11 protein-coding genes are annotated in these 14,698 nt (G+C 52.9%); 7 read left to right on the top strand and 4 right to left on the bottom strand.

What is annotated here, in order from left to right; translation table 11 throughout:
- Positions 1 to 17: 17 nt before the first annotated feature.
- Both AC23NW_RS28685 and AC23NW_RS28680 read left to right on the top strand, forming a co-directional pair.
- Complete coding sequence (locus AC23NW_RS28685) at positions 18 to 704, top strand: response regulator transcription factor (protein ID WP_487453902.1); 687 nt, start codon at positions 18 to 20, stop codon at positions 702 to 704.
- A gap of 3 nt (positions 705 to 707) precedes the next feature.
- Positions 708 to 2,087 (top strand): ATP-binding protein, encoded by a 1,380-nt coding sequence (locus tag AC23NW_RS28680; protein WP_487453900.1) that lies wholly within the window; start codon positions 708 to 710, stop codon positions 2,085 to 2,087.
- Here the strand turns inward: AC23NW_RS28680 and AC23NW_RS28675 are convergent.
- Entirely contained in the window at positions 2,080 to 3,171 is a 1,092-nt protein-coding gene (locus AC23NW_RS28675) for an aldose epimerase family protein (RefSeq protein WP_487453899.1), read from the bottom strand. The two genes, AC23NW_RS28680 and AC23NW_RS28675, sit on opposite strands and share 8 nt — an antisense overlap.
- A 223-nt stretch (positions 3,172 to 3,394) precedes the next feature.
- On the opposite strand from AC23NW_RS28675, the gene AC23NW_RS28670 reads away from it, so the two are divergent.
- The 4 genes from AC23NW_RS28670 (at position 3,395) to AC23NW_RS28655 (ending at position 9,394) form a co-directional block, all read left to right on the top strand.
- Positions 3,395 to 4,651, top strand: a complete 1,257-nt coding sequence (locus AC23NW_RS28670; protein ID WP_293841530.1) for a TolC family protein — start codon at positions 3,395 to 3,397, stop codon at positions 4,649 to 4,651.
- A 139-nt stretch (positions 4,652 to 4,790) separates the two neighbouring features.
- Entirely contained in the window at positions 4,791 to 5,876 is a 1,086-nt protein-coding gene (locus AC23NW_RS28665) for an efflux RND transporter periplasmic adaptor subunit (protein WP_487453897.1), read from the top strand.
- Between the two features lie 111 nt (positions 5,877 to 5,987).
- Positions 5,988 to 9,107 (top strand): efflux RND transporter permease subunit, encoded by a 3,120-nt coding sequence (locus AC23NW_RS28660; RefSeq protein WP_487453895.1) that lies wholly within the window; start codon positions 5,988 to 5,990, stop codon positions 9,105 to 9,107.
- 83 nt (positions 9,108 to 9,190) lie between these two features.
- Positions 9,191 to 9,394, top strand: coding sequence for a hypothetical protein (locus AC23NW_RS28655; protein ID WP_293841522.1), 204 nt, complete (start codon positions 9,191 to 9,193; stop codon positions 9,392 to 9,394).
- A gap of 235 nt (positions 9,395 to 9,629) precedes the next feature.
- Here AC23NW_RS28655 and AC23NW_RS28650 read toward each other — a convergent pair whose 3' ends face one another.
- The 3 genes from AC23NW_RS28650 to AC23NW_RS28640 all read right to left on the bottom strand — a co-directional run bounded on the left by AC23NW_RS28650 (position 9,630) and on the right by AC23NW_RS28640 (position 13,033).
- Positions 9,630 to 11,501, bottom strand: a complete 1,872-nt coding sequence (locus AC23NW_RS28650; RefSeq protein WP_487453893.1) for an alpha-amylase family glycosyl hydrolase — start codon at positions 11,499 to 11,501, stop codon at positions 9,630 to 9,632.
- An 81-nt stretch (positions 11,502 to 11,582) separates the two neighbouring features.
- Entirely contained in the window at positions 11,583 to 12,398 is an 816-nt protein-coding gene (locus tag AC23NW_RS28645) for a peptidoglycan-binding domain-containing protein (RefSeq protein WP_487453891.1), read from the bottom strand.
- A gap of 32 nt (positions 12,399 to 12,430) precedes the next feature.
- A complete protein-coding gene (locus tag AC23NW_RS28640) occupies positions 12,431 to 13,033 on the bottom strand; it encodes a transposase (RefSeq protein ID WP_487453890.1) in 603 nt (200 codons plus the stop codon).
- Between the two features lie 528 nt (positions 13,034 to 13,561).
- Between AC23NW_RS28640 and AC23NW_RS28635 the strand changes: the two genes are divergently transcribed.
- Positions 13,562 to 14,671, top strand: a complete 1,110-nt coding sequence (locus tag AC23NW_RS28635; protein ID WP_487453888.1) for a D-TA family PLP-dependent enzyme — start codon at positions 13,562 to 13,564, stop codon at positions 14,669 to 14,671.
- Positions 14,672 to 14,698: the final 27 nt, after the last annotated feature.

Below are 14,698 nucleotides of genomic sequence, written 5' to 3'. Positions count from 1 at the left end.
GTCAACTTGCTGCCAATATGAAGAAAATACTGATCATCGAAGACGACCGGCGCATTGCCCAGAACATCAGCCGGGGCCTTCTGGATGAGGGTTACGAGACCGAAATTGTTTATGAAGGGACCAACGGCCGCCAGATAGCCCTCCAGCAGGATTTTGATCTGGTACTGCTCGATATAAACCTGCCGGGCCTGAACGGCTTCGAAATCTGCCGCAGCCTGCGTCAGGAAAAACCGGCAATGCCCATCATCATGCTGACGGCGATGGGTGAGGTTGAAGACAAAATCGAGGGTTTACAGCTCGGGGCCGATGACTACATTGTTAAGCCATTCGATTTCAGGGAATTGAGTGCCCGCGTAGCCACTTGTCTCCGGCGCGCCGATCTGCTCCGGAAAACCGACAGCGATGATGTTCTGCGGATTGCTGACCTGACCGTTAACGTATCGACGAAGGTGGTAAAACGCCAGAACCGTTATATTGACCTGACAGCCAAGGAATTTTCCCTGCTCGAATGCCTCCTCCGGAACCGTGGCCGCGTGATTTCAAAAATGGACCTTGCCGAGCAGGTCTGGAATCTCAACTTCGATCCGGGCACCAATGTGGTTGAGGTGTACATCAATTACCTGCGTAAAAAGGTAGACAAGGACTTTGACCAAAAACTGATTCATACCCGTCCGGGGCTGGGCTATATGATAAAGGATGAGTAAACCATGAAGATCAAAAACCGGATTGCCCTGCAATTTTCGATTATCGTAGCGTCGATCCTTTTCTTTTTCTCCCTCATTGTCTACCTGACCTCATCGACCTACCGGCGGGAAGAATTCTATGAACGGCTGAAAAAAAAGGCACGGACAACCGTCCGGTTTCTGGTTGAAGTACAGGAAGTCGATACGAAGCTGCTGAAAATCATTGACCGCAACACCATGACGGCCCTGATTGCCGAAAAGGTGCTGATCTTTAACGAGCGGAATCAGCTGATTTACAGCAGTGTCGATGATCAGGTGATCCGGTTTAAGCCCTCATTGCTCGAACAGGTACGACAGGAAGGCGAAATTGAGACCTTTTCCGATGAAAACGAGCTGGTCGGCATTCTCTACACCGATAACGGGCAGAAACTGGTCGTGCTGGCATCGGCGGTTGACCAGTTTGGCCGGAGCAAACTACGGAACCTGCGGAAGACACTGGCCTGGGGACTGGTCATCGGCATCGGGCTTACCGTCGGACTAGGCATCTTCTTCGCCGGTCAGTCGCTGCACCCCATCAGTGTGATTAACCAGCAGGTTCAGACGATTACGGCCAATAATTTGCGGCAACGGCTACCGGAGGGCAATCAGCGCGACGAAATTGACCAGCTGGCCATGAACTTCAACGTTGTCCTCGACCGCCTCGAACAGGCTTTTGAACAGCAGCGGAGTTTTGTTTCCCACGCCTCCCACGAGCTGCGCACACCGTTGGCCGCCCTTAAATCGGAGATTCAGCTGGGGTTGCGGAAACCACTCAATCCGGATGAGCATGAACTGATGATGCACAACCTGATGGAAGATACCGAGCGGCTTATCAACATCACCAACAGCCTGCTGTTTCTGGCCCGGATTCAGAACAACCTTGAGCCGTCCGCCCTCACTACCGTCCGCCTCGAGGAACTGATTTTCGACGCCCGCGACGAGCTCCTGAACATTCATCCCGACTACCAGATTCATATCGATTTCCAGAACATGCCCGATTCTGAAGACGAAACCAGTGTAAAAGGAAAACCCGACCTGTTACGCCGGGTTTTGCTGAATCTGATGGATAATGCGTGTAAATACAGTGCTGACCACACAACCCGCGTCAGTATTTCGACCAATGCCACCAACTGCCAGGTAGCCATTCAGGATAAGGGCATCGGCATTCCGCCCGAAGAGCTGGGGACGATTTTCAGTCCGTTTACCCGGGCGTCAAACTCGCTGGGTTATGACGGGTTCGGCATGGGGTTGTCGATCTGCCGCCGCATCGTTGAACTGCATCACGGCAAACTGACCGTTAGCAGCCGGCTTAATCACGGCAGTACTTTTTTCATGAGTATTCCGCACCTGCAATCAGCTACTTAGCCGAGAAACGGTATACTGTCGTTGTTTTATAGGTTTCACCCGGCCGCAGCGTTGTTGCCGGAAAATCCGGCTTATTCGGCGAATCCGGGAAGTGCTGGGTTTCGAGACACAGGCCGTACCGGCGCGTAAACGGCACACCTTCGCGGCCCTGGAATTTGCCGTTCAGGTGGTTACCGGTATACAGCTGCACGGCCGGTTCGGTCGTAAACATCTCCATGTACCGGCCGCTTTCGGGTTCATACAGCGTTGCACCGAGTCGCAGGGACGTTGGCTTTTCGGCAAATACCCAGCAATGATCATACCCGTTACCAAACCGGATCTGCTCTTCTGCCGTATCGTTGACCCGCTCGCCGACTACGGTTGGTTTCCGGAAATCGAACACCGTACCGGCTACCGGCCGCCGCTCCCCCGTCGGGATCTGCGTATTGTCCGTTGGCAGGAAATGATCGGCGTTGATAGTCAGTACGTGACTCATCGCATCGTGTTTCATACCCGACAGGTTGAAATACGCGTGGTTGGTCAGGTTCAGTACCGTCGGCTTATCCGTTGTTGCCTTATAATCAATCCGTAAACCGTTGTCTTTCTGTAAGGTATAGGTCACATCGACCGACAGGTTACCGGGATAGCCCTCCTCCCCGTCCGGCGACGTGTAGTGCAGGGTCACCGCCGGTTCGGCGCCGTTTGTTTCGGTAGCTGACCACAGTTTTTTATCAAAACCAACCATGCCGCCGTGCAGGTGATTCGCCCCGTTGTTGACCGCCAGTTTGTATTCCTGCCCATCGAGCGTGAAGCGCCCTTTGGCAATCCGGTTACCGAACCGGCCGACAACCGGTCCCAGATTCGGTGTGCCCTTCAGGTAATCGGCGAACGTCGGTACACCGAGGGTAACGTTTTCAAACTTGCCCTGCTTATCGGGGGCAGTGCATGAGACAATGTAAGCGCCGTAGTTCGTCACTTGCACTTCCATGCCGGCGGCATTCCGTAGTGTAAACAGATACGCTTCCCGGCCATCAGGCATTGTTCCGAAAACGGTTTTCTGCACGCCGGGTTTTGGTGCCGATTCCGCTTCTCCGTTAGTTGACATCAACATATAACTGATTAATAAAACCCAATAATAGACCTTTTTCATGGAGCCGGAAATTCTGATGACAGTATTTTGCGGTAAGCAGGCTGAGAGAACAGAGTCCAAAAGCCATATTTATCCTGTAATACTGTCCGTAAAACACGTATTTAATTTTTTTCTAAAGTGCTTTTAAGGGGCATCTAAGGTGCAAGAGGCAGTTTTGTGGTGTATTTACTCACTGAACATGCGCTTTATTCTTGTTCTTATTGGCTTCTTCATTACACTGACCGGTTCGGCACAGGATACGCTGCGGCTATCCATGCGGCAGGCGGACAGTCTTTTCCTGCGAACCAATGTCTTATTACTCGCCGAGCGTTTCCGGATCGAAGCGGCTCAGGCAGAGGTTATTCAGGCCAGCCTGCTGGCAAATCCTACGATTTCGTTTGAGCTGAGTGCGTTCAACAGCGCATCCCGGACCAAAGTCCTTGACGTTGGCCGGCAAGGGCAGAAAATTGTCAGTGCCGAGCAACTGTTGTTTACCGCCGGCAAACGCAATAAACGCATTGCGCTGGCGCAGGAAGCCGCCCGGCTTACCGAATTTGAATTTACCGACCTGCTGCGCGGCCTGCGTTTCGAGCTCCGGAGTCAGTTCTACGACACGTACTTTCAGCGGCAGACCATTAACCGGTACAACCAACAGATTCAGACCATTCAGCAGACCGTGGATGCGTTTGAAAAACAGTATGAACGTAACAACGTGTCGCTGCGTGAGCTGCTCCGGCTGAAGGCGCTCCTGTTTCAGCTGCGCAACGACCGGACCGATATTCTGTTCCAGCTCGCCGAAAACCAGAAATCGCTGCGAACCTTACTGGGCACCGAATTTCCGGTAGTACCGATTGTGAATGAAGCGGGTTTGCTCGGCTACAGCATCAACGGTCTGTCGGCCGACAGCCTGCGGGATACCGCTCTGCGGCAGCGTTCTGACCTGAAAGCCATGCAGTCGCTGACAAAACAGGCGGAACTCAATTACAACCTGCAGAAAGCCCTGGCCAGACCCGATGTGAAACTGGCGGGCACCTATGATCAGGCGGGCAGCTACATTCCGCACTATGTCGGTGTCGGGTTAGCCATTGATCTGCCGGTGTTTAACAAGAATCAGGGAGCCATCAAATCGGCACGCAGCCAGATCAGCTACCAGCAGCAGTACGAAAAGCAGAAGCAGCTCCAGATCGCGAATGAAGTCAGCACGGCCTACGACAAAGTCGTAACGGTAGAACGCATGGTACAGTCGGTGGAAGGACGTTTTACGGATCAGTTTGAACAACTGAATCAAGGCATTATGACCAATTTCGGCAAAGGCAATATTTCGCTGCTGGAGTTTGTCGACCTCATCGAAACCTATAACGAAAGTATTCGTGAACTCAACCGCCTGAAGGCCGACCGGATCGGGGCGTATGAAGCATTAACCTACGCCGTCGGGCAGGATTTATTCAGCCGGTAAACCACCCCTGCCCCTCCCGAATCGTCGGCCCGGCCTGAAATCAGGGAAGGGGAGCACTAAAAGCCACCAGGCATAAGCCCCTCCCCTCAATTGAGGGGAGGGGTCGGGGTGGAGTAAACACATTACAGACAAAAACACTATGAAAAACACACTGATGTATAGCCTGCTCTCCGCCCTGGCGGTACTGGCCGCCTCCTGCCATACACCGAATGAAACGGAAGAGGCAAAGGCATTTATGCTCTCCGACACCATGATGCACCGGATTAAAGTCGACAGTGTGGTACTGGAACCGGTGCGCTCTGAACTCACGCTGGTGGGCAAGGTCGCGGCCGACGAAAACAAGGTTATCAAGGTATTCCCGCTGGTGGGCGGGGTTGTGGAAGAAGTGGGTGTTGAACTAGGCGACTATGTCCGCAAAGGGCAGAAACTGGCCCTGATCCGGTCGGGCGAGGTGGCTGATTTTGAACGCCAGATGATACAGGCCCAATCGGACCTGCTGCTGGCCCAGAAAAACCAGCGGGTGGCCGAAGATCTGTTTGAAAGCAAACTGACAGCTCAGCGCGAAGTGGTGGCCGCCCAGAAGGAAGTGGAAAAGGCACAGGCCGAACTCAACCGCGTGAAAGAAGTTTTCCGGATTTATGGCCTCGGCCAGTCATCGACCTACACCGTTAAGGCGCCGATCGACGGCTTCGTGATTGAAAAAAACGTGAACCGGAACATGCAGCTGCGTTCCGACAACGCGGATAACCTGTTCACCATCGGGCAGATCAGCGACGTGTGGGTGCAGGCCAATGTAAACGAAAGCGATATTGGTCGGGTTAAGCTGGGTATGTCGGCCGCAATTCAGACGCTCAGCTACCCCGACCAGCTTTTTCATGGCCATGTCGACAAGATTTTCAGCGTCCTCGACCCGAATACCAAAGCCATGACGGTCAGGATCCGGTTGCAGAATCAGGCTATGAAGCTGAAGCCGGAAATGCACGCCACGGTCAAACTATACTTTGACGAAGGTCAGAAAATGGCGACCGTCCCGTCGGAAGCGGTCATCTTCGATCAGTCGAAACATTACGTACTGGTGTTTAAGGACCGCGCCAACATCCAACCCCGCGAAGTGACGATCCATAAGGCGCTGGGCGACATTACGTATATACGCTCCGGCATCGAACCCGGCGACCGCGTCATCTCCCGCAACCAGCTTCTGGTGTATAACGCACTTGGCAATTAATCAGCGATTGGGTGATTGAGTGATTGAGCGGACAAGCTGTAGTGAGTACGTTCGCAGCTGGTCATTCCCTCCCGACACTCAATCACTCATTCGCTCACCCACTCATTTTTTATGAATAAACTCATAAAATCCATCGTCGGTTTTTCGTTGAAGAACCGGTTCTTTGTCTTTTTTGTCACGGCGGGGCTTATCATTGCCGGGGTGTTCAGCTACCTGAATACGCCGCTGGAAGCCTTCCCGGACGTGACAAACACCCAGATTATCATCGTTACGAAATGGAACGGCCGGAGTGCCGAGGAGGTCGAACGGTTTGTGACGGTCCCGATTGAGGTAGCCATGAACTCGGTGCAGCGGAAAACCAACGTCCGGTCAACAACCATGTTCGGTTTGTCGGTGATCAAAATTATTTTTGAGGATGATGTTGAAGATTTCTTTGCCCGGCAGCAGGTAAATAACCAGCTCCGGACGGTGTCGCTGCCCGAAGGGGCCGACCCCGATGTGCAGCCTCCCTACGGGCCAACCGGCGAAATCTACCGCTATACCCTCAAAAGCAGCCACCTGAACAGCCGTGACCTGCTGACGCTCCAGAACTGGGTCATCGACCGGCAGCTGCGGGCGGTTCCAGGCGTAGCTGATATTGTGGCCTTCGGCGGGCAGGATAAGATTTACGAGGTGCGGGTCAATCCGACACAGCTGGCAAAATACGACCTGACCCCGCTGGAAGTCTATCAGGCCGTTACCCGCAGCAACATCAACGTCGGCGGCGATGTCATTGAGCGCAACGGACAGGCGTACGTCGTGCGCGGGGTCGGGCTGCTGACCTCCACCGAAGACATCGGCAACATCATCATCGAAGAGCTGAACGGCAACCCCGTACTGGTCCGCAACGTGGCCGACGTGGCCGAATCAAGCCTGCCCCGCGTCGGACAGGTCGGCCTCGGCAAACAGGATGATATGGTCGAAGGGATCATTGTGATGCGCAAAGGCGAAAACCCGAGCGAGGTACTGACACGGGTAAAGGAAAAAATTACCGAACTGAACGAGAAGGTGCTGCCGTCGGATGTTAAAATGGAAACGTTTTATGACCGCGATAACCTGATTCAGTTCTGTACGCAAACCGTGCTGCACAACCTGACGGAAGGCATCATTCTGGTAACGGTCATCGTATTCCTGTTCATGGCCGACTGGCGGACTACACTCATTGTGTCGATTATTATTCCGCTGGCGCTCCTGTTTGCGTTCATGTGTTTACGGCTGCGGGGTATGTCGGCCAACCTCCTGTCGATGGGAGCCATTGATTTCGGGATCATCATCGACGGGGCCGTTGTGATGGTCGAGGGCATTTTTGTCTCACTCGATCATCTGGCTCACCGCGTCGGCATGAAGAAATTCAACAACATGGCAAAGCTGGGGCTGATCCGCAAAACCGGCGGGGAGCTGGGCAAGGCCGTTTTCTTCTCCAAACTGATCATTATCACCGCCCTGCTGCCGATTTTCTCGTTCCAGAAGGTGGAGGGTAAAATGTTTAGTCCGCTGGCCTGGACACTGGGTTTTGCCCTGATGGGTGCTTTGCTCTTTACGCTGACGCTGGTTCCGGTCCTTTGCTCAATTCTGTTGAAGAAGAACGTCCGTGAACGCAACAACCCGGTCGTCAATTTCTTCCAGAAATCGGTGTCGGGCGGATTCAACTGGACGTTTAAAAACCGGAAAATCAGCCTCTTTGCAGCCACGATTGCACTGGGCATCACCTTTATGTCGTCTACATTTCTGGGTACGGAGTTTCTGCCGCAGCTCAATGAGGGCGCACTGTGGGTAACAGCCGAGCTACCGATGAGCATGTCGCTGCCGAAAAGCGTGGATATGGCCCGCACCATCCGCGAGGATCTGCAGACGTTTCCGGAAGTTAAACAGGTACTGTCACAGGTGGGCCGCTCCAACGACGGTACCGACCCCAACGGTTTTTACTTCTGCCAGTTTCAGGTGGATCTGCTGCCTAAATCAGAGTGGAAGCGTAAAATTACCGTCGATCAGCTGACCGATGAAATGGACCGGAAGCTGAAAAACTATTCGGGCATTCTGTACAACTACTCCCAGCCGATTATCGACAACGTGGCCGAAGCAGTGGCGGGTTATAAGGCCAACAACGGGATTAAAATCTTCGGGCCCGACATCTATCAGCTGGAGAAATACTCAAAGCAGGTAATGGAAGCCGTTCAGTCGGTCAATGGTATCCGCGATCTGGGGATCATCCGGAATGTGGGGCAACCCGAAATGAGTGTGCTGTTTCATGATCACAAAATGGCGCTCTACGGCGTTACGACCGCCGATGCCCAGGCCGTGATCGAAATGGCGATCGGTGGAAAAACAGCCTCGATTCTGTACGAAGGCGAACGGCGGTTCGACATCCGGCTGCGCTATGCCGAAGAGTACCGCAAAACCGAGGATGATATCATGCGGCTGATGGTGCCGACGCTGCACGGCAACAAGATTCCGCTGAGCGAAATTGCTACTATCCGCAAGATTACCGGACCGGCCTTTATTTACCGCGACCTCAACAAACGGTTTATCGGGGTTAAATTCTCGGTGCGCGGTCGTGACCTGGGCAGCACCATTGCCGAAGCCCAGCAACGGGTACGCGAGAAAATTCAGCTGCCGAAAGAATACACCATTGAGTGGGTCGGCGAATTTGAAAACCAGGTACGCGCCACGAAGCGGCTGGGTCAGGTCGTACCAATCAGTCTGGCGGGGATTTTTGTGCTGCTGTTCATCATGTTCGGCAATGCCAAAGATGCGGGCCTTGTGCTGCTGAACGTACCGTTTGCGCTCATGGGCGGCATTCTGGCGCTGCATACCACCGGCATGAACTTCGGGATTTCGGCGGGAGTCGGCTTTATTGCCCTCTTCGGGATTTGTGTGCAGAACGGGGTGATTCTGGTATCGGTCTTCAATCAGAACCGGAAAGAGCGTATGCCGCTCGATGAAGCCATCCGGCGGGGGGTGCAGAGCCGCATCCGGCCGGTAGTGATGACGGCCCTGATGGCGGCCATCGGGCTGCTGCCGGCGGCTATTTCAACGGGCATCGGCTCCGAAACGCAGAAGCCGCTGGCCATCGTTGTCATCGGCGGGCTGATCACGGCTACGATCCTGACGCTGCTGGTGTTCCCGATTATTTACCGGATTTTCTACCGGCACACGCATACCGTTCAGGCTGCGAAAGAGCCGGTCATGTAATTCTAATCATTTTATAATCTGATCCGTATGCAACTTTGCTGCATATAGTCGTTATTCATATAACACTCATGTTATGTACCCTTATGACCTGGTTAGATTATACAAAAATGATTCTTGACAAAGTCCGTTTCGACAAACGGCTGGTTCTTAAAGAACTACGTAAACTAATAGCCTATCTGTCACCAAGTGAGCGCTCGCAGCTGGTCATCTGGTGCCGGAAAACGTTAACGATCCGCATCTCGCTCCGTCAACCGCGACGATTTGCGTATCTGTATGTTTCCAGATAAAACACGTAGAGACGCAACATTTTGCGTCTCTTTTTTTACATCCCTGCGTTTTTTCCTACGCAAAAGAGCTGCAGCACAACGTACTGCAGCTCTTGTTTTTTTTGTACAAAGAAGACGCAACATTTGCGTCTCTACCGGATTTTATCCCTGCGTTTTTTTCTACGCAAAAGAGCTGCAGCACAACCTACTGCAGCTCTTTTTTTACTGTGCAAAGGAGACGCAAAATATTGCGTCTCTACGGGGTAATTTCCAGCACGAAAAACTTCTTCGGCCCGATCATCAGTTTATCCAGCGATACCCGCTGACCAGTCATTACATCCAGGGCAGTTGTTGCGCCTTTCAGCTGCTCGGCAAAACGTTTCAGGTCAAGCCCTTTTTCCTTCTCGCCGGTATTTGAAACAACCATGACCTTGCTGGTATCGGTGTACCGGAAATACACGTACATACCATCGTCGTACGGCATAAACTGCATGAACTTACCCTGCGTCAGGGCCGGCGATGTTTTCCGGTACTGCGCCAGGGTTTTCATGAAGTCATACAGCTCGTTTTCGCGCTGGTTCCGGCCACTTTTCAGGAATTTGTTTTCCTTATCTTCTTTCCAGCCACCCACAAAATCCTTGCGCACTTCGGCGTCGGTCGGGTCTTTAAAGTTCTTCACGCCCAGCTCGGTACCATAATAAATCTGCGGAATACCGCGGATAGTCATCAGCCAGGCCAGGCCCATTTTATACTTATCAATGTCTTCGCCGATGACCGACAGAAAGCGGTGTTCGTCGTGGTTATCGAGGTACGTAACCAGTAAGTCCGGACGCTTGTAGAGGTAATCCTGTACCAGCAGGTTATACAACCGGTTCACGCCGTCGCTCCAGCCGTATTTCTGGTTCAGGGCATCTTTCACCGCCACAAAAAACTGATTGTCCAGCGTCGACGGCAGGTTGCAGGCAAACGGCAGGCCATTGATGTTGTTGCGTACAAACGCGGCCTGATTGGCGACTGTCGTCGCCAGTGACTCGCCGAAGAGTAGCATGTTCGGGTACTCGGTAAGCAAGGCGGCGTTGCAGCGGTTCATAAACGCCATGTCGTTGTACATGTACGTATCAATCCGCCAGGCATCGATATTAAAGTACGCGACGGTCCAGATCGCGTGCTGGATCAGAAACTTCGCGACGAATTCGTTTTTCTGGTTTAAATCCGGCAGAAACGGCATAAACCAGCCATCCGACATAATCCGGCGGTCATAGGCTGAGGCGTGCGGATCCAGCACGGCGGGTTCCTTGAACGACGTCTGGGTAAAGGTATCCCACTGATTCAGCCAAGCTTTAAACGGCAGGTCTTTCAGAATCCAGTGGTTGATGCCAACGTGGTTATACACCGCATCCTGAATCACTTTCAGGCCCCGTTTGTGGGCTTCATCAATCATGGTTTTGTAGGCATCATTGCCGCCAAACCGCCGGTCAACGCTGTAATGATCGGTGAAGCCGTACCCGTGGTAGGCACTACGCTTCGTACCGCCTTCATCGGTGGTCGGCTGGTCGTTTTCAATGACGGGATTAAGCCATAACGCCGTCACCCCCAGATCGGTAAAGTAGTCGAGGTGATTCGTAATACCCTGCAAATCACCGCCATGCCGCAACCAGGGGCTGGTCCGGTCCATAAGCGGATCGGCCATGTCGGCAAATTTGTCGTTCGACGGATCGCCGTTGGCAAAGCGGTCAGGCATCAGCAGGTAAACAAAATCGGCCGGCGATACGCCTTTGGGCTGGTACGGATTTTTGGGTCGCAGCTCATAGGTCTGGGTAACGGTCGATTTGCCGCTGGTAAACACAAATTCCAGCTTTCCGGCTCTGGCATCCGGCCTGATCTCCAGATCAGCGAAAAGGTAATTCGGGTTTTCGACCTTGTGTACCTTCTTCAGTACCACCCCTTTGTAGGGCTTTAGCGTCAGGGTGTGGGTGGCGAGTTTATCGCCGTAAAACAGCACCTGCAATTCCGGTGATTTCATGCCGACCCACCAGTTGGTCGGGTTCATCCGTTTAACCGGCGACTGTTGGGCATGGGCCACTGACAGGGCCATGACCAGTAACAGAGACGTAATTAATTTTTTCATGGTTCATCAATAGGTATCCTGTAGAGACGCAATATATTGCGTCTCTACAAAATGGCGTAATATAACACAATATTGTGCAAATTATGCACCTAACCCATCGATTGAAAACACATCAATTACGCCTTTCCGGAAATTCCGTACCCGCGCAAACACGCCTGTACCGTTACTCGATCCTTTCACATCGGTATTACCTTCCAGTGTTTCAAATACATCGCCATCGATACCGGTAATGATTCCGGTATGAAACCAGTCGGAAACCGTTGCCATCCTGATCAGAAACACATCCCCCGCTTTTACTTTTCCGGGATCTTTCCGGACAGCTGCGTTATCAATCAGCCGTCCGTTCTGCTTACCTGCCATAGCCACCACATCGCAGCTCAATGTCTGCGGCATCAGGCCGGTAAAGGACTTGCCATGGGCCGTGGCGGCAATATCCAGTACCGACTGCACAAAGCCCATGCACCACTTAAACGGCGATCCATCGAACCCATCGCAATAGCTCCGGACCCACGGCCCGAGGTTCTGCGCATCGTCGGCCTGTAGCTCGATGGCTTTCAGTTTCAGATGATTCTGTGCAATCTGGAGTACCTGTTTACGGATATCAGTCTGTTTGGCCGGAATCGTGAATGCCTTTTTCAACGGCCCCGACAGTTCATTGAATACCGCTGCGGTTACGATACCGGTCTGCGGCAGCCCGGCGGCTTTCTGGAAGTTCTTCACCGCCTTTTCGGTAGCGCTCCCGAACTCGCTGTCGACGGTAGTGGCCAGCGCTGCGTCCGGGAAACGGGGCACCGACAGGTTCAGCCACTCCTGGACCTGTTTAACCGTTTTTCCCTTACTCCCTTTCTGACAGGTTCCGGTAAATTTCAGTTCTTGCTGGTAGGCCGTTTTGATCATGGTTACAGGCATTTGCACGCAAAATACCATGACTACATGAACAAATTAGTATCATTTTTATAATCCGTATACCATTTTGCCGGATTTTGTATAATGTATTGCCGGATGCGTTTCAACTCCTCTTCATTACGAACGACACGCTCATAATAGCGGGTTTGCCAGCCGAACTCAATCTTGTTATTACCGGCAAATTTGGTCACGCCGATCTTATATCCGCGAATAACTGATGCCAGATTCTGTCTTTGTGGTCCAAACGTATTTTGCTCCCATTGGCGGTCGTCCTCTTTTTGAAACCAAAGCAGGCCATGCACATGGTTTGGCATTATCTGAAACGTATCCAGTATTACGAATGGAAAATGCTCAGGAATGGCCAGCCAGCAATCAATTGCCTGCTGCCCGATCGGTGTTGGCACTAAACAGGCCTCATGGTCTTGCCCGACAATATCCCCGAAATAGTGGAGTTTATCACGGGTACAGATCGTAACAAAATAGCAGCCATTTGATCCATAATCATACGTGGCCAATCTGGCAGCATCAATACGGTATTTATCCTTAAACAACCCTTCGCCCATGATGTTTTTTAATACATCCAGACGCTGCTCCGTACCATTTGTCACCCCGTAGAGACGCAACATCTTGCGTCTCCAGCCACCACCGCGCGCATATGTTTCAATTGACGGCTACCATCGGATGCGTTCCTGCGCAATTCAGATATCGATCTATAATTTAGAGTTCTGAGACGCAAAATATTGCGTCTCAGACCACCGCCGCGCGCATACGCTTCAATTGACGGCTACTATCGGACGTTCCTGCGCAATTCAGATATCGATCTATGATTTAGGTCCTGAGACGCAAAATATTGCGTCTCTACGGGAAATCGCAGGGCCAATTAACGCAATACGCAGTAAACGTATTCATCGTAGAGACGCAACATCTTGCGTCTCCAGCCACCGCCGCGCGCATACGCTTCAATTGACGACTGCCATCAGATGCGTTCCTGCGCAATTCTGATATCGATCTATGAATTAGCGCTCTGAGACGCAAAATATTGCGTCTCTACGGGAAATCGTAGGGCACCTGATAATGGCTCGTTTTTTGATTTTGATTGGAATTTTGAGACGCAAGATGTTGCGTCTCTACGGGGGTTTGGTTTCTTTTGGGCCATGAATACATCCTCAACGGACTGGTACGCTGTCCGGAACCCTGACCAGGCGACATCGCCTACCCTGCTGATCTATCCTGACCGGGTGCTGTATAACATCCGTGAAGCCATCCGGATGGCAGGTGGCGCAGACCGGATGCGCCCGCACGTGAAAACGCATAAAATGCGGACAGTATCGGATATGATGCTGGCCGAAGGCATCACCCGGTTTAAATGCGCCACCATTGCCGAAGCCGAAATGCTCGCCCAGGCCGGTGCACCTGATGTGCTGCTCGCCTATGCCGCCGTCGGGCCGGCAATCGCCCGGCTGCACCAGTTGCAGGAGACTTACCCCGATACACAGTTTGCCTGTCTGACGGATCATCCCGACGCCGCAAAAGCGCTTTCCGACGCCTTTACCGACCAGCCGCTCACGGTTTACATCGACCTCAACGTCGGCATGAACCGGACGGGCATCAAACCCGAAAAAGCGTTTGACCTGATCGCTTATGCCCGAACCCTGCCCGGCATCCGGGTGGCGGGGCTACACGCCTACGATGGTCATCTGCGCGATACCGACCTGGCCGAACGCATCCGCAAAGCTGATGAGGCATTTGCCCCGGTCGAAGCACTACGCCGGCAAGTCCTTGAGCAACTGGACATTGACTTGCTCGTTGTCGCAGGCGGCACGCCGACATTCCCGTGCCATACCCGCCGCCCCGACGTAATCACCAGCCCCGGTACGTTTGTGTTCTGGGATGCCGGTTATGCAGCTCTTACCCCCGACCAGGCGTTTGACTGGGCCGCCGTACTGATGACCCGCGTTATTTCGATTATCGACGAACAAACGCTTTGCCTGGATCTGGGCCATAAAGCTATTGCCGCCGAAAATCCCCTGCCCCGCGTGGTGTTTCTGAACGAACCCGACGCGCAGCCTATCGGTCAGAGTGAAGAACATATGGTTGTCCGGATTGCCGGTGCGGATAAATTCAGGCCGGGCGATGTCTGGTACGGCATACCGATCCACATCTGTCCGACGGTCGCACTCTATAATTCGGTATTTGTGGTCGAAAACGGTGAGGTGATCGGAACGTGGGAAGTAACGGCGCGGGGTCGTAAACTGACGATCTGACGAGTGCTTGTCCGGGACATAAAACTT

Source organism: Arsenicibacter sp. R0_47 (assembly GCF_057652235.1).
This window is presented reverse-complemented; position numbering and strand designations above follow the sequence as displayed.

What these genes read in the sequence shown, in the direction of transcription:
- AC23NW_RS28685 (WP_487453902.1), top strand. Translation starts at nt 18, where the DNA reads ATGAAGAAAATACTGATCATCGAAGACGACCGGCGCATTGCCCAGAAC.
- AC23NW_RS28660 (WP_487453895.1), top strand. Translation starts at nt 5,988, where the DNA reads ATGAATAAACTCATAAAATCCATCGTCGGTTTTTCGTTGAAGAACCGG.
- AC23NW_RS28655 (WP_293841522.1), top strand. Translation starts at nt 9,191, where the DNA reads ATGACCTGGTTAGATTATACAAAAATGATTCTTGACAAAGTCCGTTTC.
- AC23NW_RS28670 (WP_293841530.1), top strand. Translation starts at nt 3,395, where the DNA reads ATGCGCTTTATTCTTGTTCTTATTGGCTTCTTCATTACACTGACCGGT.
- AC23NW_RS28635 (WP_487453888.1), top strand. Translation starts at nt 13,562, where the DNA reads ATGAATACATCCTCAACGGACTGGTACGCTGTCCGGAACCCTGACCAG.
- AC23NW_RS28665 (WP_487453897.1), top strand. Translation starts at nt 4,791, where the DNA reads ATGAAAAACACACTGATGTATAGCCTGCTCTCCGCCCTGGCGGTACTG.
- AC23NW_RS28645 (WP_487453891.1), bottom strand. Translation starts at nt 12,398, where the DNA reads ATGATCAAAACGGCCTACCAGCAAGAACTGAAATTTACCGGAACCTGT.
- AC23NW_RS28640 (WP_487453890.1), bottom strand. Translation starts at nt 13,033, where the DNA reads ATGTTGCGTCTCTACGGGGTGACAAATGGTACGGAGCAGCGTCTGGAT.
- AC23NW_RS28650 (WP_487453893.1), bottom strand. Translation starts at nt 11,501, where the DNA reads ATGAAAAAATTAATTACGTCTCTGTTACTGGTCATGGCCCTGTCAGTG.
- AC23NW_RS28680 (WP_487453900.1), top strand. Translation starts at nt 708, where the DNA reads ATGAAGATCAAAAACCGGATTGCCCTGCAATTTTCGATTATCGTAGCG.
- AC23NW_RS28675 (WP_487453899.1), bottom strand. Translation starts at nt 3,171, where the DNA reads ATGTCAACTAACGGAGAAGCGGAATCGGCACCAAAACCCGGCGTGCAG.